General features: G+C 45.3%; 19 protein-coding genes. 2 read left to right on the top strand and 17 right to left on the bottom strand.

Annotation, left to right across the window (positions count from 1 at the left end; genetic code table 11):
- Positions 1–22 precede the first annotated feature (22 nt).
- The 4 genes from ADM98_RS01795 to ADM98_RS01780 form a co-directional block, all read right to left on the bottom strand.
- The gene (locus ADM98_RS01795; RefSeq protein WP_053451986.1) at positions 23–2,782 is read right to left on the bottom strand and encodes a glycoside hydrolase family 3 protein; all 2,760 of its coding nucleotides are present in this window, start codon (positions 2,780–2,782) and stop codon (positions 23–25) included.
- A gap of 15 nt (positions 2,783–2,797) precedes the next feature.
- Positions 2,798–3,862, bottom strand: coding sequence for an alpha/beta hydrolase (locus tag ADM98_RS01790; RefSeq protein ID WP_053452171.1), 1,065 nt, complete (start codon positions 3,860–3,862; stop codon positions 2,798–2,800).
- A gap of 191 nt (positions 3,863–4,053) precedes the next feature.
- Positions 4,054–5,241: a DUF4317 domain-containing protein gene (locus tag ADM98_RS01785; RefSeq protein ID WP_053451985.1), complete on the bottom strand. Its 1,188-nt coding sequence runs from the start codon at positions 5,239–5,241 to the stop codon at positions 4,054–4,056.
- A gap of 82 nt (positions 5,242–5,323) precedes the next feature.
- A complete protein-coding gene (locus ADM98_RS01780; protein ID WP_053451984.1) occupies positions 5,324–5,521 on the bottom strand; it encodes a hypothetical protein in 198 nt (65 codons plus the stop codon).
- 192 nt (positions 5,522–5,713) lie between these two features.
- Between ADM98_RS01780 and ADM98_RS01775 the strand changes: the two genes are divergently transcribed.
- Positions 5,714–6,334 carry an HNH endonuclease family protein gene (locus tag ADM98_RS01775; RefSeq protein ID WP_442855411.1) on the top strand — a complete coding sequence of 207 codons (621 nt, stop codon included), beginning with the start codon at positions 5,714–5,716 and terminating at the stop codon, positions 6,332–6,334.
- A gap of 15 nt (positions 6,335–6,349) precedes the next feature.
- Entirely contained in the window at positions 6,350–6,589 is a 240-nt protein-coding gene (locus ADM98_RS01770) for a hypothetical protein (RefSeq protein ID WP_053451982.1), read from the top strand.
- A gap of 119 nt (positions 6,590–6,708) precedes the next feature.
- Here ADM98_RS01770 and ADM98_RS01765 read toward each other — a convergent pair whose 3' ends face one another.
- The 13 genes from ADM98_RS01765 to ADM98_RS01710 form a co-directional block, all read right to left on the bottom strand.
- Positions 6,709–8,655, bottom strand: coding sequence for an AAA family ATPase (locus ADM98_RS01765; protein ID WP_053451981.1), 1,947 nt, complete (start codon positions 8,653–8,655; stop codon positions 6,709–6,711).
- A 64-nt stretch (positions 8,656–8,719) separates the two neighbouring features.
- Entirely contained in the window at positions 8,720–9,166 is a 447-nt protein-coding gene (locus ADM98_RS01760; RefSeq protein WP_053451980.1) for a hypothetical protein, read from the bottom strand.
- 25 nt (positions 9,167–9,191) lie between these two features.
- A complete protein-coding gene (locus tag ADM98_RS01755; RefSeq protein WP_053451979.1) occupies positions 9,192–9,476 on the bottom strand; it encodes a hypothetical protein in 285 nt (94 codons plus the stop codon).
- Entirely contained in the window at positions 9,466–10,629 is a 1,164-nt protein-coding gene (locus ADM98_RS01750; RefSeq protein ID WP_053451978.1) for a hypothetical protein, read from the bottom strand. The genes ADM98_RS01755 and ADM98_RS01750 overlap by 11 nt, the downstream gene beginning before the upstream one ends.
- Positions 10,630–10,681: 52 nt before the next feature.
- Positions 10,682–11,161, bottom strand: coding sequence for a 23S rRNA (pseudouridine(1915)-N(3))-methyltransferase RlmH (gene rlmH / locus ADM98_RS01745; protein ID WP_023469837.1), 480 nt, complete (start codon positions 11,159–11,161; stop codon positions 10,682–10,684).
- A gap of 72 nt (positions 11,162–11,233) precedes the next feature.
- Entirely contained in the window at positions 11,234–11,395 is a 162-nt protein-coding gene (locus tag ADM98_RS17090) for a CxxH/CxxC protein (protein WP_082318468.1), read from the bottom strand.
- Positions 11,396–11,540: 145 nt separating this feature from the next.
- Positions 11,541–12,830, bottom strand: a complete 1,290-nt coding sequence (locus ADM98_RS01740; RefSeq protein ID WP_053451977.1) for a S1C family serine protease — start codon at positions 12,828–12,830, stop codon at positions 11,541–11,543.
- 106 nt (positions 12,831–12,936) lie between these two features.
- A complete protein-coding gene (locus ADM98_RS01735) occupies positions 12,937–13,728 on the bottom strand; it encodes an MBL fold metallo-hydrolase (protein WP_053451976.1) in 792 nt (263 codons plus the stop codon).
- 10 nt (positions 13,729–13,738) lie between these two features.
- Entirely contained in the window at positions 13,739–14,575 is an 837-nt protein-coding gene (locus ADM98_RS01730; RefSeq protein WP_053451975.1) for a two-component system regulatory protein YycI, read from the bottom strand.
- Between the two features lie 6 nt (positions 14,576–14,581).
- Positions 14,582–15,898, bottom strand: a complete 1,317-nt coding sequence (gene yycH, locus ADM98_RS01725; RefSeq protein ID WP_053451974.1) for a two-component system activity regulator YycH — start codon at positions 15,896–15,898, stop codon at positions 14,582–14,584.
- Positions 15,895–17,745, bottom strand: a complete 1,851-nt coding sequence (walK, locus tag ADM98_RS01720; RefSeq protein WP_029343019.1) for a cell wall metabolism sensor histidine kinase WalK — start codon at positions 17,743–17,745, stop codon at positions 15,895–15,897. The genes yycH and walK overlap by 4 nt, the downstream gene beginning before the upstream one ends.
- Positions 17,746–17,747: 2 nt before the next feature.
- Positions 17,748–18,455 carry a response regulator YycF gene (gene yycF, locus ADM98_RS01715; RefSeq protein WP_053451973.1) on the bottom strand — a complete coding sequence of 236 codons (708 nt, stop codon included), beginning with the start codon at positions 18,453–18,455 and terminating at the stop codon, positions 17,748–17,750.
- A 228-nt stretch (positions 18,456–18,683) separates the two neighbouring features.
- Complete coding sequence (locus tag ADM98_RS01710) at positions 18,684–19,976, bottom strand: adenylosuccinate synthase (protein WP_053451972.1); 1,293 nt, start codon at positions 19,974–19,976, stop codon at positions 18,684–18,686.
- Positions 19,977–20,111 lie beyond the last annotated feature (135 nt).

The raw sequence follows: 20,111 nt of genomic DNA, 5'->3' as shown, positions 1-20,111 counted from the left end.
CCTTTCCGTCCAGCTAATGCAATTAGCCGTTCTTCATATGAAACGATTCCGCAAGCGTGAACGTCAACTCTTTTAACTCCAGACCACCGAGTGCAAAGTAGAGTTTTAAATAGTTGTGCGGGTTGAAGACGAAGACGTCCTTCGTCTGGCTGACCCACTCGCCGTTCGTTCCGTTGAAGGTGAAGGTCGCGACCGGCATATTGTTCGCAAACAGTGTCACCGGCATTTGCGCCAATTCGCCGGCGTTCGAACGTGCCGTCAACGTGACCTGATACATCCCTGTCTCTTCTGCTGTGACGGCGAAGACGTGACTACTGCCCGTCGTCGTCGCAACATCCGTTAACGGGAACGCATCTCCACTGACGAGACGCTGGTGCGAGACGGCTTGCTCTTCGAGTGTCTCTTCTTCGACCGGTGCCCCGAGGACATCAATCGATGTCGCGGTTCCCATCACCCGTTCCATGACCGGTGACCGTAGCAGGAACTGACAGATGTTCGCCGCACTCTGCAGTAACTCCGAACGTCGAAGTGTTCCGTCGGCTAGAGCCGTCAACGTATCATCCTCGAACGGGTTCGTTCCCGGTTCCCCGACGACCATGTAGAGATCGTTTTGTGAACGGACCATCGTCGCTGTTTGCTGACGATTTGCTTCTAACCCTTCCGCATTGATTTTCGCCCACCAGTCGGTCATGACGATTCCGTCAAAGCCCCACTCATCACGGAGGATCCGCGTGTTCTGATCGTACAGGCCAGCAGTCCAGATGCCATTGACGGCACCATACGTCGTCATGATTGAGTATGCTTGCCCTTCCTTGACTGCCATCTCGAATCCTTTCAGGTACAACTCACGTAACGCCCGTTCTGACACGATCGAATCCAGATCATGCCGGTGGAACTCTTGGTTGTTGGCACTGAAGTGCTTCAACGTTCCTGTCACACCCACACGGTGCATCCCGTCGAGCTGTGCCACTGCCATTTTTCCAGTCAGATATGAATCTTCTGAGAAATACTCGAAGTTCCGTCCGTTGAGTGGATGACGGTGAAGGTTCATCCCTGGTCCAAGCAACGTATCAATCTCATTCTTCCGTAACTCAAGACCTGTCATCTCAAATAAATCCGCAATCAACGTCGTGTTGAACGTCGAAGCCAGCAACGTTCCGTTCGGTAACGAGAAGGCTTTTGTCCCAATATCCATCCGGATTCCAGACGGACCATCCGCGCAACAGCCTGCCGGAATACCGAGTGCTTCGAGTTCTGTCGTCACGCCACCGAAGGCGCCCGCCGTTCCTGGTGTGACACGCGGTGAGTTCATCCCTTCCCCTCGGACGATCGCTGCAAGATCTTCATCCGTCAATTGATCGAGGAACGTCTCAAGCGTGACCCGGTCTTCTTTAACGTCGCGTAACTTCCAACCAGCGTCTTCCGTCTGCGTCCGTTCAACGGGACGCTCCTGTTGACGACGCTGTTCCGGATCGATCGTCCGCAGTGGTGTCGCTTCATACGTCACCGTATATCCCGTTTCGGTCGCTTGCGGTTTGATGCGTTCAAACGCCGTCACCGGTGCCATGTTCTCCGTTAAGACATCCGTGACGTCAAGCGTCTCGACGGAATGGCTTGCGACTAGAACAGCCGACCGGACGTCCGTTCCGAGATAGAGCTGATACGTCCCGGGTTCAATGACATAAGACGACTTATGTCCAGTAACGCCACTATCGTCATAACTCGCAAACGAAGCGAACGGTACGACGAGTGTGAGAGATTCTTGCTCGCCTGGTGCGAGTTCTTTTGTCTTTCCGAACGTCACGAGTTGACGCGTTGGGTTCCCGAGTTGTCCTTGTGGTTTCTCAAGGTATCCTTGTACAACTTCCTTCCCGCTCGTCTGCCCGGTATTCGTCACCGTCGCCGTCACCGTCCAAGCATCAGCTGACGTCGTCACGTCTGTCGTCAGGTTGAACGACGTATACGATAATCCATACCCGAACGGATACAAGACTGCTTCCGGTGCGAACGTCTCGAAGTAACGGTACCCGACATAGATGTCTTCTTGATACAACGCGCGATCAGCGTGACCGAAGTGTGGTGTCGACGGATAATCATCGAGTGAACGAACGATCGTATCCGGTAGTTTCCCAGACGGTGAGACGCGGCCGAGCAAAAGATCACTCAGGCCGGTTCCCCCTTCCATTCCTCCTTGCCATGCGTAAAGGACAGCACTTGGCGCCGTCTCTTCAACCCAGCGCATATCGATGATGTTCCCGACATTCAACACGACGACAGTCTGCTTGAAGTGTGTCGTTACGAGACGAAGCATCTCCTGTTCCGTCTCCGTCAGGAAGTAACTTCCTGGATCCGCTGTATTGTCACGGTCTTCCCCAGCCGTACGACCGATCATGATCAAGGCAACATCGGAATCAAGCGCTGCTTGCTGAACGAGCGTCGCATCAAGCGGCATCTCTTCTTGCGACCATGGCTCGGCTGCCCAGCCTTCACCTTGATCAAACGGATGGTCTTCAAGCCATGTCTCGTACGTCGCAAGGACGTCCGTGTTCAGTGTCACGTCTTCGCGTAGCATGTCGAGCGGACTGACGACGTTTGTGACGTTGACCATCCCGCCTGATCCTGTGCCACTTTTATAGTAGTTGAACTGATTACGTCCAAAGACTGCGACCGTCGATGCGGGTTGTAACGGGAGTACACCATCGTTTCGTAAGAGCACCGCTCCTTCCGCAACGGTTTGTCGTGCGAGCTTTGTATAGGCTTGCCAATCGAGTGTATATGTCATGAGTCATCCACCTTTTTAGTTAGTTTGAGGGAAAAGTCGTTTTAAATCCTTCGCGATTTCATCTAAGCTATCTTCGGCTTGCGGATAAAGACCGAGTTTATCGAGAAAAGCATGTTCCATCCCCCGGTAATGGAGATAGCGGGTTTTGACGCCGGCACGCACGAGCTTTTTCGCATACGCTTCTCCTTCAAGACGTAAGTAATCAAACTCTCCCGTAATGACGAGTGCCTCTGGTAAATCGTTGAGCGTCGTGAACAACGGCGAGATCCGCGGATCCGTCGAATCACTTGCTTGAACGTACCATTGCTCGAGGACACCTTCTTCATCTTGAAGCGACAAAATGATTCGTTCGAGTAGCTCCGATTCCGTTTGTCGGTCATACGCTTCAAGCGTCCAGTCATATTCCAAATTCGGATGTTCACCGACATTGACGACCGGATAATACAAGACTTGATAGCGGATATACGGTGTCGGACGCTCGCGGTCGAGCAAACAACAGACCGTCGCCAAGTTCCCACCGGCACTATCACCGGCGACAGCGATCGCACCTGGATCAATCCCAAGTCGATCAGCGTGTTCGACTGCCCAATCGATCGCTGCATGACAATCCTCAAGTCCTGTTGGAAACGGATGCTCGGGTGCCAATCGATAACCGACCGACAAGACGGCGACGTTCCCTTTATCGGCTAATGCTTTACATGGATTCTCGACCGTCTCGAGCGTGCCACCGAAAAAACCACCTCCATGGAAATAGACGACGAGCGGGAGCGGACGCGCCGCTTCCGGACGATACAGCCGTGCTTCGATCGTGGTACCGGGTCTTGGGATCGCGAGGACGTCCGTTGAAATCTGCCGTGTCGACACGTCTTCGTTGTCCCACCCCATGCCGGCACGCGCCAGTTCAACTGGCGACGCCCCTTCTGGAATCGAGACCGATGGATGCTGCGTGAGAACAACCTCACGGACACGCGGATCGAGTGTCCCTGGAGTCGAGACGTCAGGAATCGGCTTATCGACGATTTCGAGTCCGTCTTGATGAATCGATGAACAATTTCGTAACGTTCGTAGCAAATCTTGCATCGATGCGGTAGACAAGTGGATCGCTTCCTTTCTGTTCAAACAGTTATCGAAAGCGCTTTCGATAACCACTAAAAAAATTTCGAATGCCTCTTTTCCAAAAAAGAGACCGCTTACGTCACAATATACCTGTCTTTGAAAGCAGAAGCAAATGTTTCACCTAAAAAAATCAGCGCAGTCGCCTGCGCTGATCCTCATCGTAATTGTTCTTGTGAAACGATCGTAAAGCCATCAATGACCGTGTCTTCCTCGACCTCAATCAACAGGCATCGTTTCCCTTGGTAGTTGACTTGTTTGACGTACTTCAAGTCTTGCGGACTGATCGCAATGTTTGCGACCTTCGTATTGATTTTAATCGATTTCGCTTCATAGTTCGGGACGATATTACTCGCTTTCATCTCGTATGTTGGATCGTCAACGACCGTCTTGAACGCCCGTTCGACCTGCTCTGTGCTGACGTCTTCGACACCGCTTGCCTTGAGGACACGCTCGACTTCCTGAACGTCGAGCATCGGTACTTCTTCTTCATCCTGATCCTCTTCGACGACGATCAACTGATTGATGTTTTCATAGACACCGGCTAGCGTCTTCGTATCCATCGATTCACCAACGACCGATTTAACGATTTCCTCGAAGATCGCTTTATCCTCATCTGCCGTGACGATCGGTTGACCGTTCAAGACGTGTTCAAGGAAGCCAAAATCCGGTTTGTTCGGTTTGCCCGCCGCATACAAGACATGATTGACGTCTGCTGCATTGTCGGTAAAGGTCGGGAAGAGAAATCCACCAATCGGCGACGCCAGTTTGATGACCGGATTGATGAATAAGTTCGACTTGAACTCGCGTTCGACAAAATCAAAGACGAGCGATTGTTTCGGTAACTCCGTTAAGTTAAGGCTACCGAGGATGAACGGCGTCGTATAGACGTCGTCATTCGGATCGATCTCTGTCTCATCCGCTTGGCGCTTCGTCGTTTTATAGTATTGTCCGCGAATGAACGTGACGACGAGGTCATTCTCGTACTGAACGTCCTGGACCATCTTCAACGCCATCATCTGCATCTGTTCGACCCAGTCCTCCGGCTCTTCCGCATACAGTCCTTCATAAAGGAGCTGTTGCGTATGACCCGTCTCTCCTTCTTCCGGATGGGTGAACTTGACCTCGAACAGCTTGACGTCGAGTTTTCCACCTAGTACCTTCTTGAAGTTCGCGAGGAACAGTTCCTGTTGCTCCGGATCAAGCAACGGAAACGGTCGGGCTTCCTCATGATAGATTTCGCTCGTCTCTTTTCGAATATAGACGTTGTAGATTTCATGGATTTTTAGTAAATCGGCATCCATCTTGAAGTGACGACGGATGTCGGCGATGTCTTTTTTATTCATGCATACCAGCTCCTCGAATCATTAAAATCCTGCTTCCTGAAAAGCGTACCATATGCGAGATGACCCGACATCTTTTAGAAAATCAATGCGCATGGAACGAATACGCACGTGTGACAGGATTAACGATCTCATATTCATATTCTTGGTGGGCAGCGCGAGCTTGCGCGATACAATTATCTAGTTCTTTTGTGTTGAAATAACGTTGCGCTTCCGTCAACGTGCCACTTACGACTAAAAATACGCCGAACACGATCAACCATCCTCTAATTCGTTCGTTCATTATGTAGTCTCCTTTCTTCTCCACCTAAATCCTAACATCAGACCCTTCTATATAATGACAAAAATTTAATTTTAGTAACATTTACACGATATTTATTTTTTCCTAAATAAGTGATGCCATACTAAAAAATGTGAAGGGTGTCTTCACATCATCTCGTCTCATACATAGGAGGAATGACACGTGTTCAAAGCCATCAAGTCCATCGTCATCACTGCACTCGTCTGCCTGACCGCTTTCCAATTTGATACGACATCCGTTTCCGCACTACCTTCGGGCATCTCGTCGAAAGCGACGGCTCAGTCTCAACTCGATGCCTTAATTGTTAAAACAGAAGGCAGCATGACTGGTTATTCGCGTGACTTGTTCCCGCACTGGAGCAGTCAAGGAGGCGGCTGCGATACACGACAAGTCGTCTTAAAACGTGATGCTGATTCATATGTCGGAACGTGCCCCGTTACATCCGGTTCTTGGTATAGTTACTATGACGGACTGACATTTACGAATCCATCTGACCTCGACATCGATCACGTCGTACCGCTTGCTGAAGCATGGCGCTCAGGCGCAAGCAGTTGGACGACGACGACACGTCAAGCATTCGCAAACGATTTAACAGGTCCGCAATTGATCGCTGTCTCTGCAAGCTCAAACCGTTCAAAAGGAGATCAGGATCCGTCGACATGGAAGCCGACACGGACAGGTGCGAGCTGCGCTTACTCGAAGATGTGGATTAATACGAAGAGTCGTTGGAACCTCAGCTTACAGTCGAGTGAAAAAACAGCTCTACAAACGATGTTGAACACATGTACATACTAAAAAGGAGTCGATTCGATGGAAACGAAAACCTCTACCTTTACCGCCACACATGGTGTCATGACGCAAGAAGTCGGTGTCATCAGCGGTGAACTCGAACTCCGGACGACCTGTCAGGAGGACGGAACATTGGAACTGAAGATTGCTTACGTCGGAGCGATAGACGTCTATACGTTACCTGGTAATTATCGTGTCCATGACGTCCGGGATCATGACGTCATACACGAAATTTTGAGAATTATACTAACACGTGCATAATATAAAATGCCTAAATCCGATAGTAAATACACTCGGATTTAGGCATTTTATATTAGATTTACTACAAAATAATTACATACAAAAAAAAAGATTATATGCTTGCGGTATACACTATGGATTCAAATAAAAAATTCTTGAATCAGTTTAAACAATCCAGGTAAATCTCCTCTACTTCTCTGACTATAGTTTTTTGCAATTAAAAATTTATTATGATGATCATCTAAGTAATCATATATATTTTTTTTCTCTTCAAATTTAACTAATTCTTTAGGTTCCAATATTGAAAATTTTTCACTTTTAACTCTAGACGATTTAGCATCTGTATTAAATTTGAATTTATTATATATATTGATTAAATCAATATTATTTGTTTTAAGTATTTCTTCTTTTATAGACTCATAGTACTTTCTTGGATTCAAACAATCTTCCATTTCTGTTGGATTATGATAACCAGATTTAGAAACTGACTGAAGATTTATATTTTCATCTTTATCTGGTTGAATTCTAACTATTTTTAGCTTCTCCTTTGCATCACTTTTAATTTGTAAGTCGTGAACTATTTCATCTGTATCAATTAAGCAGAGAACTTTGCTTTCGATACTTTTCTTTTCTTCTTTCTCCATAAATGGAGTAAAAAGATATTTATAAATTTTAATTACATTTCCACAACCACCTACACTTAAAATTTTCAAATTATCTACGTCTTTTAAATAATGTGATAAATACAGTTTATCATCACTACCCTCACAAATAATCCAGTTCGTTTTTTCTGATCGAATCGAGCTTAGAATTGAGGAAGTTAAATCAAAGTAGCTTTTCATTTGGATGTCCTCTGGCAAAGAACCTCTTTTTTCAAAATAGTTATTTAAATCATAAGTTTTGATTTGAACTTTATTTTCTGATTTAAGCTCAACATAGTGAACATTCCCTACATCGGTTACTGGTAGTGAACCGTACCAGTGAGTCGTAATTAGTAATTGAGCTTTACCTACTAAATTCTTCAATCTTTCAAACTGTCCAAATGCTTTGGTTAGATGTAATGAATTTTCAGGCTCATCAATAGCTAAAATTATTTTTTTATGTCTATCATTGTTTTCATTCTCTAAAAATGCTGTGGCTATATCAATTAAAGCAATTCTTTGCTCGCCTGAACTAAGTTCAAAAATTTCTTTTTTATCTTTTTTCAAAGTTCTAATCGAAAAATAAGCTTCTAAAATTCTACTTCGGACATCAAGTGAAGTTAATTTTCGTTTAAAGTTTCTTTCAGATTTATATGCGTAACTATTATCGATATCCTTAATCGTATCGTTTATTTTATTCATATAATCGTCTAAATTATTATTTAAATAAGTTATTAAATTAATTTTAAGACCTTTACCATCACCATCTGTTACATTTTTTTGGAGTAATATTTTATCTATACCCTCCAATATATCTGTACTCATCAATTCCTGCATCTCTCTATTCTCTAGTTTAGTAACTTCACTAGTTAAGGCTTCTGAAGGAATATATATATAAGAAAAATAGTTTTTAATAGCTGATAATAATTTATTATCTCGAAATTCAACACCTTTACCTCTCATTTTGGTTTCTAGATCATTATCGAAACTACTATAATAAATTTGTAATCTACTTTCGAATTTCATTCCTATTAAAAAGAATAAGTATTCTTCAGGATTATATCTTTGTTTTAATTCATCTCGAAACTTTAAAAAGTTTTGAATAGCTTCACTACCGAAGGAAGAAATGTTTGAAGTTTTATCTATATTCCAAAAATAATTACTTAATGCGTTTAATGAATCCAAAACTCCTCCATCATTTAAGTTGAAATCGCTTTTTTTTAAAAGAAATATTGGAGCAATAAAAGCTTCAGCTGATTTAGTATTTTTAGTTCTATTCCAATGTGAATTATTAAAAAAAGTGTTAATACTTTCCAATACAGAACTTTTACCCACAGCATTATTACCAATGAAAATAGACAATGGACTTTGATGATCGTTACACAAAGGAATAAAATTTAATCCTTGATAAATTTTATAATGTCTACACAATAAACCTGCAATCAAAACTAACACTCCAATCAAAATTCGTATTAAAAATTGAGTTATTCATTATTAATTACATATAGTATTATTTTGTACCTAAAAATTTATTATTTATTGTTTTATAGATTTTCATTAATTTTATTTTTACATTTTCATAAAATTCAGAATGTTCTTCCGAAGAAAGTTTCTTGTTAGATTTATTTATTAAATAATCTTCTAAATCTTGTAAATCTGACTTTAGTTTTTCGAAAAATTTTGAATCATTGTAATGATAGTATAATGAATCTTGTCTAATAGTATTTAGTTCTTCAATCATTTTCTCGATTCCAATCACACTTCCATCATTTTTTACATGAATGTATTTACGTGCTTCAGGTATTTTTTTTATTAGAAACTCTTTGTATATGTCGTTAAAATAAATAGATTCTAAATTTGTTTGGTTTATTTTTTTTTCCCTTATATGTTGAATTATTCCTACATACATAGAAATAGCAGCTGAAATTATTGCTACAGTTATTGAAATCTTATCCAAAAAAAGCACTCCTAACTTCATTAGTTCATATAAGATTTTTTACGATTAAATCTTTAATATCCGGTATTGAAGATTTTATAGTTACTTGACTAACTATCCCATTAACACCTATTTTGCTTACCATGTCTTCAAAAAAACCTTGAATAAATGAAGAAGCGATTGTATCAATTCTGTCAGGAAAAACAATCATAATTTCCTTTTCATAATCAATTTCTTTTAATACTTGTGATTGATATATTTTTTTTCCCAATGGATTACCTGCTAATTTTGTTACTGTATTATCAATTTCTAATTCAAAATTATTTTTCATACAAAATCTCCTCAGATTTCAAAATAAAATTTAAGTTATATGCTGTACCAGGCATATTAATTTTACTTGTACCTAGTATGTCTTCATTCGGAATATTATTTAAAAAATCATTTTCTTCATTAAATCCTATCCATTCTTCTTCATTATAAGAAAGGTATTCGTGTAAAAAAAAGATTGCCCTATCGCCAGTAATTACATAACAAAAATATGCATCTGAGTACTTTTCTAATCGATTAATTAACTTTGTCAATCCAGTACCACCAGTACTTTCATTCGACATTCTCCCAGAAATTTTGTGTTGAAAAGATGCTATATTATAAAAATCTTCTTTTAGATAATTTTTACTAAAGCTTTTTCGATGAACTTTATATGCATCAAGAAGTTTTAAATGTTTTTTATTAAGTATTTCTGTAGTAGTTATCTTTTCAGAAATTGAATCTCCTAAAAGGCGATCAGAAAAATTAATAATTGTGATATTTATTCCATAATAGCTCTCATCCCCACTTCCTTTTTTATAACCTTCAGCAATATCTAAATCGATTAAGCATTCAGTTTGAGCATGTTCTAAAACATTACCCACTAATTCTGCAATAACTTCTGCAATTGCGTCTCTTTGTCTTTTTCCAAGGTTAAAATATTTTAGAAAACTATCAACTTCTGTCATTATTTTAGAAGGAAGCATTAAATTTTCTAATTCTGAATCTGTTACACCCACTACTCTTCTATAATGCGTTTTTAATATCTTTTTTTTGAACATTTTCATAAACTCTTTATCATTATCTTTATGTCTTACTCTAAGAATATTCAATGGTGATAAGAGTATTCCCTCTGTATAAATTTTTTCACGACAATCAAACGAAACTATTACATTATATTTTTTTGTCTCAATTAAATAGTTACATATACATTCAAATATAATATAAGTTAATTTATCCTCAACAACTATCTCACCTAGATTAAAATGAACAGGATGCTTTTTAGTAAGAAATTTATACTTTTTCTCAAGCATGTTAACAAAAATTAAAATTTCTTTTATTGTAAATCCATTGAATTTAGAACTATTCAACTTAAATTCAATTTTTCCGTCTCTAAACTTAATTTTACTATTACTCTCTTTGTAATTATTTTTTATAAGTAGATAATCATTTCTCATTAGTTCACCTCACCTTTTATTTCTACAATTTTCTTATTAACCCCAAATAAAATTATTTATGATACGGTTCATTCCGATTAATCCGATACGCCCGATAAATCTGTTCACAGAGGATCATCTTCATCAATTGATGCGGGAATGTCATCTTTGAAAACGAGATCGTATCATTCGCACGCTGCATCACTTCTGGTGCGAGACCAAGCGAGCCGCCGATGACGAAAGCAATTTTGCTCTTGCCGTACGTCGCGAGTTGATCGAGTTCTTTTGCGAACTGTTCACTCGTCCGTTGTTTTCCTTCGATAGCAAGTGCAAGGACATGAACGTCCGGTCCGATCTTTGCTAAAATCCGTTCGCCCTCTTTTTTCTTTACTTGTGCCATCTCCGCTTCACTCAACTGCTCCGGTGCCTTTTCGTCCGCGACCTCGATTTCTTGGATCGAACAGTACGCGCCGAGACGCTTCGTATATTCGGCGATGCCTTGCTTCAAATACTTCTCTTTTAACTTTCCGACCGTAATAATGGTAATTTGCATCTTTTTTCTCGCTTTCTGACAGAAAATTCAGGAGTTATCCACAGAGTTATCCACAAATCCACATGTTGATATTTATTTTTTGCTTGACACAAGATATGTTGCCGTTGCCTCGCAGTATTCACAGGTGATGTTTTTTTCTGGATTTAGCTGATCGAGAATCGGGTATTGTTCTGTTTCATCCACGATTTCGTCAAGTGCAAGCTCAACATGTTCTAAACAAACGTACTTATCCACAGGTAATCTCCTCCTTTCACTTATCCACATTTATCCGCTTCCAGTATAACAAATATCAACCTTCCTGACCGGAAAAGCCGTAGGTTTCTTCACTCAAAAAAACCATCCACAGGTCGGACCTGTGGATGGTTTTTCAGGTTATACCTTACTGAACAGTTTGTGACTGAGCCGACAACTTCACATCTGCTGTCTGTTTTTCGCCGCCCCGGTAAAACGTGACTTTGACCGTTTCACCGACTTTTGCATCCCGGTAGAGGACACTTTTCAGATCAGCGAAGGACGCGATTTCTTTACCATTGATTTCAACGATGACATCGTTCGCTTTCATTCCCGCTTTTTCGGCTCCGCTATTACGCGTCAGACCGACGACGACGATTCCTTTCGTGACATCATTCGGCAATTTCAACCGATCTTCGCGGTATCCGCTTGGGAATTCCTGCACGTCGCGAATCTGAATTCCAAGCTGTGGACGAACAACTTCACCGTTTTGCTCGAGATCACGCATGATCGGTAACGCTTCGTTGATTGGAATCGCAAATCCGACTCCTTCGACGCTCGCTTCCGCAATCTTCATCGAGTTGATTCCAATCAATTGACCAGCTGTGTTGATGAGCGCTCCACCCGAGTTACCTGGGTTGATTGCTGCATCGGTTTGGATGACTTCCGTATTGAAGTCTTGCTGTCCATCCTTGTTCGTATCGACTGGAACCGTCCGTTCCTGCGCACTGATGACACCTCGTGTGACTGAGTTTGCAAAGATTCCGAGTGGATTTCCGATCGCAAGCACCGTTTCGCCGGCACGTAATGTATCCGAATCCCCAAGTTTTACGACTTGTGTCACTTTCGATGAATCGATCGACAGGACCGCTAAATCATACGTCGGATCTTCCCCGAGGACTTTTGCCTCGAGTGCTGTTCCGTCGGATAACGTGACAGACAAGCGGCTTGCGCCTTCAACGACGTGGTAGTTCGTAACGACGTAGGCTTTATTCCCGTCTTTTTTATAGATGACGCCGGACCCCGCACCCGTTTCCTGATCCGTTCCTTGAAACGAGCTCTGAAGGTTCGTTACGCTCACGACGGCTTCCTTCGTCTTACCGACAGCACCGACGATGTCGGCTTCATCTTCTGTCGTCTGTGTCGCAGTCTGTTCCGCTGTCGTCGACGAAACGGGAGTCGGACTCGTCATCTCATCACGGACGAACGGCCACGCGACGAGCGCAATCAACAAGGCTCCGACGATTCCGCCGATTAGACCAACGAAAAAGGCTTTTCCGGCACCGCGACGACGCGGTGGTTCTGGTTGTTCTTCATATGGTTCACGATAAGGGCTGACCGGTTCGCTCGTTGCCGGCTGACGGGGCGGGAAGCCGCTCTCATCGGATGATGATTCATGCTGTTCGGATTCGTTCCGTGGTTCTTCCGGTCGATCCATCGACATACGCCTCCTTTATGACTCTCTTTACACAAGTATACCCCCATCACGTGGCAAGTGAGCCAAATGTGGGGGTCTTTTGAGCATATTCAGTAATTTCCCATAATCAAAGCTTCAGGAGTGGCGTTGGAATGACCGGGTCCGTGTCGAGGAGCTGAATCTTACTCAGATCGACGTCACGGCTTGCGAGCGTCTGGGAGACGCTCATCCGGGCGAGTTCCTTCATGTTATTATCCTTGCTCAAGTGGGCCATGTGGATCCGTTTCGTCCGGTCATCAAGGACCTCGCTCATCGCGATCGCCGCGTCCTCGTTCGAGACGTGTCCGTAATCGCCGAGGATCCGCCGTTTGACGCTCCACGGATAATGTCCCATCTGAAGCATGCCGATATCATGGTTCGCTTCAAAAATATAGGCATCGGCGCCGCGAATGACACCTTTCATCCGGTCCGAGACGTACCCGGTATCCGTAATGTGTGCCAATCGTTTTCCTTCATGGGCGAACTGGAAGAACATCGGGTCCGCCGCATCGTGACTGACGTTGAACGATTCAACTTCGATGTCACCGAACTGCTTGATCTCTCCGACTTCCCAGAGGAACTTAAGCGCCGGATCGATTTTGCCGATCTTCGCTTCCATCGCCGCCCACGTCTTTTCATTGGCATAGAGCGGAATATTGTACTTGCGTGCCATGATGCCGACGCCTTTGATATGGTCGGAGTGCTCATGGGTGACGAACAGACCATCGATGCCATGCGGTGACCGATCGATCTGGTCGAACAAGGCGAGCATCGCCTTGCCGGTCAGTCCCGCGTCGACGAGCAAACGGGTCTGTTCACTTTCGATATAGAGGGCGTTCCCCGTCGAGCCACTGGCCATGACGCTGTAGTGTAGGCTCATCGTGCATTCCTCATTTCTTTGAGACTGTATCCAATCGTTCGACGGTCTGGACACCGCCGTCAATCGCATTGACGAAGTAGACTTCTTCATTATCGAGTTCGATTTGCCACGTCGGCGGTAGGATTTGGACTGATTCCGTTCCTTCCGTGACGAGACAGAAATACCCGAGCTTGTGACTCGTTAACCGCTTCGATGCCGGGAACAAGCCTTGTTCCGACAACTGGACGATGGCTTCACTTGCCGATAATAACGTCACGTCCTGTGCTTGACGGACGACCTTGTTCAAGTGGCGTTGTTTGTAGCTGACGATTTCCTTCGCATCATTCAGCTGCAAGACAAGTAAGGACGGTCCAATCATCGCGTCATCTTCACGCGATTGTTGTGGTGTCGAATAGAGCGGTTGTCCTTTATACGTCTGAACGAATGTCATCTCCTGATACTTACTATCATACTTCCAAAATGTATATTCGGCGCCGTACCGGACTGATGCTTGCACGAATGATGAGGCGGAATCCCGCATCGTCTTCGCTTCGAGTTGATACGGTTTCGTTAGACGAACCGACCACTCGACATCATTTTTGACGGAGGCGACCGCGTCACGAATCGGTGAACTCGCAAGTGGTGCCAGCGTCCGCGCGTCGACTTCGGCTGTTAAATAACCGATGTCACGCGTGACCGGCTGCAGTTTCTTCTCATCGATTTGGCGATCCTTCAAGATTGATTTACCGGTCGCGCTCGTTGCGACGATCCGCGGCTCGACCATCCGGTCCATCAATTGAATGGCGAGGTAGACGTTCAGGATCAAAAAGGTCAGCATCAATAAGGTCTTCGCTTTACTCCAGTCCATTCATCCTCACCCCTCATTCCCGACAGCTTGATTGATCGATTGCCAGACACCATCAATCTTAATGAACCATGTTGGCTCAAAAACGGCGTAGCGACTCGTTGAAATCTTATACGTCATCTCATATCCGATCCGGATTCCACTGATCTCTGTCAGGAGATCGGCGCGCTTGAGACGTTCGAGGACCGTTTCAACAGCCGGTACCGTCTCTTCCCGAAGGATGAGCTTCCGCTTCGCCCGAAGCATGCTACGACTGAGTGACCGGACTTGATTTTCCTCATACATGATCTTAAGTGTCGCAAGATCGAACTTCGTCTGTTCGAGTAGCGGACCGCTCTCTCCGAACACCGGATAGCGGTTCAAGTACAACCGGAACGTTGCTGTCTGTTCATCATCCTTCTTACTCATCTGATCGAAGTAATAGCGGAAGCCACTGCGTTGCGTATCTTGATCAAGCCAGCCCCCATGAATATTGACATAGCTAACGAGGGTGCTGTAATCGACGGTCGAGCTTTGGGTGTTCGGCGATAACGTATTGAAGCGGTACACATTGTAGTTTCGGTCATACGTCGAAACACTGACGCCGTCCGTCAAAACATCGAGATCGTCCCGACTCTTGATTTGCTGGACGTTCGAATTCTCCGCAAAAAAGGCACTGCGGATGCGGTCGAGTGGTTTGGGCGATTGCCCGACCTCGTCGTAGACGAAGACTTGCTCCAGACGTGTCGTACCGCTCGCGACATACGTATAATCGCCACCTTTGAACTCGACGCGTGTCATCGGTTTTTTCTTATCATGCGCGAACAGTCGCTTCAGAACCGTCTCATCGCCGACGAGCTTGAAGTCTTTCAGGCGACCGGTCGCCGACTCGAGACGGAGGATTGGTCCATCATAATCGAGTAAATAGAGCCGTTTGATCGGTTCCGAAAAGGCGATTTGTTTTTCTCCGAGTAACTCTTCAAGAATCGTCGCACTGATTGGCGTCGGAAAAATCATCTCGACGCTTCGGTCACCGACTGGAATATTATTTGCTTTATCGGTCAGGACAAGGACACCGATGTTAAACGACGCACCGATTCGGTTGAGGAAGGTCCGACCGATGATTTGCGTCTGATAGATCCCTTCCTGATCCGTATAGACGAGTAGTTCTGGATTAATCAGTTGGTTGCTTTCAATCGTCTTCGAGGCATCAATCTCGTTGAACGAGACCTGTTCCCGCTCGATCGATTCACTGCTTGGATGATAGGTCCAGAGCATCGCTGTCTGAGCGATCGAACCGGCAACGAGCAGAACGAGTAACAGCGAACTCCAGTGTTGTTTCTTCATCCGGCATCCACCTCTTCGATCACCTCATACGGAAGCGTGAAGTAAATCGTCGTGCCGCGTCCCCATTCACTTTCTGCCCAGATGTCGCCACCATGTGCCGAAACGACGTCTTTCGCAATCGACAGACCAAGACCGGTTCCGCCGATTTTACGGGCACGGGCTTTATCAACACGATAGAAGCGTTCAAAGATTTTTTGGAGATTCGCTTTCGGAATCCCGACACCCTCATCCTTGATGCTGATGACGATCCGTTTTGCTCGGAGCATCGTCCGAACGGTGATCGTGCCGCCTTCCGGTGAGTACTTGATCGCGTTCGTCAGAATGTTGTCTGCGACTTGGATCAGTTTATCCTGATCGCCACGGATGTAGACTTTCCGCTTCATGATCTTACGACGGAAACGAATCCGTTCCGGTTTCGTCATGTCATGGCGATCGAGAATCTCATTCAAGAACTGAATGTAATCGAAGCGGACCTTGTTCATCTTGTATTCCTTACTGTCCATCTTCGACAGTTGTAAGAGATCGGTGACGAGGCGAATCATCCGTTCCGTCTCATTTTGTGTCGTCTCAAGGAAACGTGGTGCGAGTTCCTCGTCTTGATACGCTCCTTCTGCTAAGGCTTCGAGGTAGCTGCGCATCGTCGTCAGCGGTGTCCGGAGCTCGTGACTGACGTTCGCGACGAATTCGCGACGATCTTGTTCGACTTGCTCCTGTTCCGTGACGTCATGTAAGACGACGATCATACCGGTAATCGGACCACTGTGTTTCTTGACGGGCGAGAAGAATGCCCGAACGAGGAACAGTTCATCTTCACTACTGAAATCAAGTAGACGCGGTGGCATCGTGCCGTCTTCCGGGATCATGAAATCGTCACCAAGTGCCAGTAAGTCCTTCAAGTTCGTTCCGACGACGCTCGCATCATCTGCACCGACGATATCCTTCGCTTGATCGTTCATTAAAATGACGCGCAGCGTCCGGTCCGTCGCGATGACGCCGTCCGTCATGTTCTCGAGGACGCTCGTCAACTTTCGTCGTTCGGCTTCCGTCGTCGCGTTCGCTTCGAGTAGTTCATCTGTTAATTCGTTGAAGGAACGAGCAAGTTGCCCGATCTCATCGTCCGAATAGACCTTAACCTTCCGCGAGAAGTTCCCGCGTCGCATTTCGATTGCTTGACGCCGCATATCGGAAATCGGACGCGTGATCGTCCGTGACAGCAAGACACCGAGAATCGACGTGATGACGAGAGCGATGACCGTTCCGGTCGCAAGAATCCGCGTGACCTGTTGCATCTGCGAATAGATCGACTCCATCGAAGCACGGACGTAAATCATCCCGGTCGTCACACCATCTCGTTCCGAGGTGACCGGTACAGCAAAGATCCGAATCTTATCCTCTGATTCCGGATCAAGCACGGTGTCCGTCCGGGTCGAGCTCGTTGCCTGCGCTTTTTTAATCAGTGAATTCGTCGCTCGTTGTCCGACCGCTGATTGGTTCTCGTTATCCGATGTCGCTTGGATGATCGAGTCCTGGTCAATGATCTGGACTTCGAGGATGTCGTTCCTTGAGGTGGAGCCATTACTAAACTCAGACAGCAGTTGCCCTAGTGATTGGGACAACTGCCGCTTGGAGGCGTCATCATCGCCTGTTTTATCGAATTCCTTCCCGACGTTATAGGCGACAAGACCTGCCCGGTCTTCGACCGACTTCGAGAAGTTCGTAATGTACTGCTTTTCAAGGGAACGAACGAAATAGACGCCAATGACCTGCATCGCCACTAAAATCAATAAGGCATAGATAACGACGAGTTTCCATTGGATGGACTTAAAGAAGTTCGTTCCTTTTAACATCGTTATTCATTCTCCCCGTCTTGGAGATAGTAGCCAACACCACGACGCGTCATGATATAGACTGGCGTACTTGGGTTGTCTTCGACTTTCTCACGGAGACGACGCACCGTGACGTCAACCGTCCGGACATCACCGAAGTAGTCATAGCCCCAGACCGTTTGCAGCAAATGCTCACGTGTCATGACTTGACCGATGTTTTTCGCGAGGTAGTGCAACAATTCGAACTCACGTTGCGTCAGCTCGATTTTTTGATCCTTGCGTGTCACTGTATGCGAATTCGTATCGATATACAGTTCTCCAACCTTGAGTGGACCTGGACCAGCAGGTTGTGGTGTCGCTTCCGGACTCGTGTTACGGAGGTGGACTTTGACACGGGCAAGTAATTCACGCGAGCTAAATGGCTTCGTCACGTAATCGTTCGCGCCAAGCTCAAGACCAAGCACCGTATCAATCTCAGAATCCTTCGCTGTCAACATGATGATTGGAATCTTCGACGTCTTCCGGACTTCCCGGCAGACCTCCATCCCGTCCATTAATGGAAGCATGATGTCAAGTAACATCAAATCGGGTTTGAACTCTTCGAATTTTTCTAATGCCTCCACGCCGTCGTTTGCAATTGCGACCTGGTAGCCTTCTTTTTCTAATTTAAACTTGAGTATATCTGCAATCGGTAACTCGTCATCGACGACTAGAATTTTACGTTCCGTCACTGGGTGTGCCCCCTTAAAAATTTCTGTTCAATCTATTTTACCTGTTTTTTCGGCATATAGAAAGGTGGCGACGGAAACTCCCGGCGCCACTCTCTCTGCTGTTCGTCGTCTCACGGGAGAGGTTCCACGTGAAACACTGTATCTAGTATACCTGTTTTTGCTTCCGTTTGTGAACCATTCTGCACAAAAAACAGCCTCTTGCAGGGTGCAAGAGACTGTCGAAACGACTTATGCTTCTTCGTAGAGATCACGTAAGACGACTGTCTGTTCACGACCTGGTCCGACCGAGAATGTGACGAGTGAGATCCCTGTGAGATCTGCAATCCGCTTAACGTAGTTCTGTGCGTTTAATGGTAGATCTTCAAAGCGACGGACACCTGTGATGTCCTCTTTCCAGCCCGGCAGTTCTTCGTAGACTGGCACACATGCTTCAAGATCACGGAAGCTTGCTGGGTACTCATCGATCTGTTTACCGTTGAATTCGTATGATGTACAGATCTTCAACGTTTCAAGTCCTGTCAAAACGTCGATCGAGTTAAGCGCAAGGTCCGTCAAACCACTTGTACGACGTGAGTGGCGAACGACGACTGAGTCGAACCAACCGACACGACGCGGACGTCCTGTTGTCGTACCGTATTCACGACCGACTTCACGGATTTGATGACCGATATCATCAAACAATTCAGTTGGGAACGGACCATCACCGACACGTGACGTGTATGCTTTACAGACACCGACGACGTGGTCGATCCGGGCTGGACCGACACCGACACCTGATGCGACACCACCGGCAGATGCGTTCGATGATGTAACGAACGGGTACGTTCCGTGGTCAAGGTCGAGTAAGACACCTTGCGCACCTTCAAACAACACTTTTTCGCCGTGATCAAGGCTATCGTTGACGACGACGGATGTATCGCAGACGTATTTCGCGAACTCTTGTCCATACGCGTAGTACTCTTCGAAGATCTCGTCGAACGCGATAGGTTCAGCGTCATACATCTTCGTGAACATCCGGTTCTTTTGATCGAGAACGATCTTCAACTTCTCAGCGAACGTTTCTTTGTCGAGCAAGTCTGCCATCCGGATGCCGATTCGTGCTGCTTTATCCATGTAACACGGTCCGATTCCTTTTAGCGTCGTTCCGACTTTCGCGTCGCCTTTCGCTTCTTCTTCTAACTGATCCTGCAACTGATGATACGGCAAGATGACATGCGCCCGATTCGAAATTAACAAGTTATCCGTTGAGACACCACGATCGTGTAGATACTTCAATTCCTTGACGAGTGATTTCGGGTTAACGACAAGACCGTTCCCGATGACACATTTCTTATCCGAGTAAAAAATACCTGATGGGATCAAGTGCAATTTGTACGTCTCGTTATTGAATACGATCGTATGTCCTGCATTGTCTCCACCTTGATAACGTGCTACGACATCGGCTTGTTTTGAAAGAAAATCGGTAATTTTCCCTTTTCCTTCGTCGCCCCACTGTGTTCCGACTACTACTACTGATGACATCTTATCATCCACCTCCACGTACGATTCAAAACCACGACTAAGTGTAACGCGATAAAAAAAAGAAGTCAACCAAATACCGAACAATTAATTGTTACAATTCTCTTTCGTTCGTTTAATTATCGTTTTTGATGAATA

This window comes from Exiguobacterium sp. BMC-KP (assembly GCF_001275385.1).
In the GTDB taxonomy this organism is placed as follows: Bacteria; Bacillota; Bacilli; order Exiguobacteriales; family Exiguobacteriaceae; genus Exiguobacterium_A.
Note: the sequence above shows the minus strand (reverse complement) of the source record. Positions and strands in the feature narration are given on the sequence as shown.

What these genes read in the sequence shown, in the direction of transcription:
- ADM98_RS01710 (WP_053451972.1), bottom strand. Translation starts at nt 19,976, where the DNA reads ATGTCATCAGTAGTAGTAGTCGGAACACAGTGGGGCGACGAAGGAAAA.
- ADM98_RS01770 (WP_053451982.1), top strand. Translation starts at nt 6,350, where the DNA reads ATGGAAACGAAAACCTCTACCTTTACCGCCACACATGGTGTCATGACG.
- ADM98_RS01790 (WP_053452171.1), bottom strand. Translation starts at nt 3,862, where the DNA reads ATGCAAGATTTGCTACGAACGTTACGAAATTGTTCATCGATTCATCAA.
- ADM98_RS01735 (WP_053451976.1), bottom strand. Translation starts at nt 13,728, where the DNA reads ATGAGCCTACACTACAGCGTCATGGCCAGTGGCTCGACGGGGAACGCC.
- rlmH (WP_023469837.1), bottom strand. Translation starts at nt 11,161, where the DNA reads ATGCAAATTACCATTATTACGGTCGGAAAGTTAAAAGAGAAGTATTTG.
- ADM98_RS01780 (WP_053451984.1), bottom strand. Translation starts at nt 5,521, where the DNA reads ATGAACGAACGAATTAGAGGATGGTTGATCGTGTTCGGCGTATTTTTA.
- yycH (WP_053451974.1), bottom strand. Translation starts at nt 15,898, where the DNA reads ATGAAGAAACAACACTGGAGTTCGCTGTTACTCGTTCTGCTCGTTGCC.
- ADM98_RS01750 (WP_053451978.1), bottom strand. Translation starts at nt 10,629, where the DNA reads ATGAGAAATGATTATCTACTTATAAAAAATAATTACAAAGAGAGTAAT.
- walK (WP_029343019.1), bottom strand. Translation starts at nt 17,745, where the DNA reads ATGTTAAAAGGAACGAACTTCTTTAAGTCCATCCAATGGAAACTCGTC.
- ADM98_RS01785 (WP_053451985.1), bottom strand. Translation starts at nt 5,241, where the DNA reads ATGAATAAAAAAGACATCGCCGACATCCGTCGTCACTTCAAGATGGAT.
- ADM98_RS01795 (WP_053451986.1), bottom strand. Translation starts at nt 2,782, where the DNA reads ATGACATATACACTCGATTGGCAAGCCTATACAAAGCTCGCACGACAA.
- ADM98_RS01730 (WP_053451975.1), bottom strand. Translation starts at nt 14,575, where the DNA reads ATGGACTGGAGTAAAGCGAAGACCTTATTGATGCTGACCTTTTTGATC.
- ADM98_RS01755 (WP_053451979.1), bottom strand. Translation starts at nt 9,476, where the DNA reads ATGAAAAATAATTTTGAATTAGAAATTGATAATACAGTAACAAAATTA.
- ADM98_RS01740 (WP_053451977.1), bottom strand. Translation starts at nt 12,830, where the DNA reads ATGGATCGACCGGAAGAACCACGGAACGAATCCGAACAGCATGAATCA.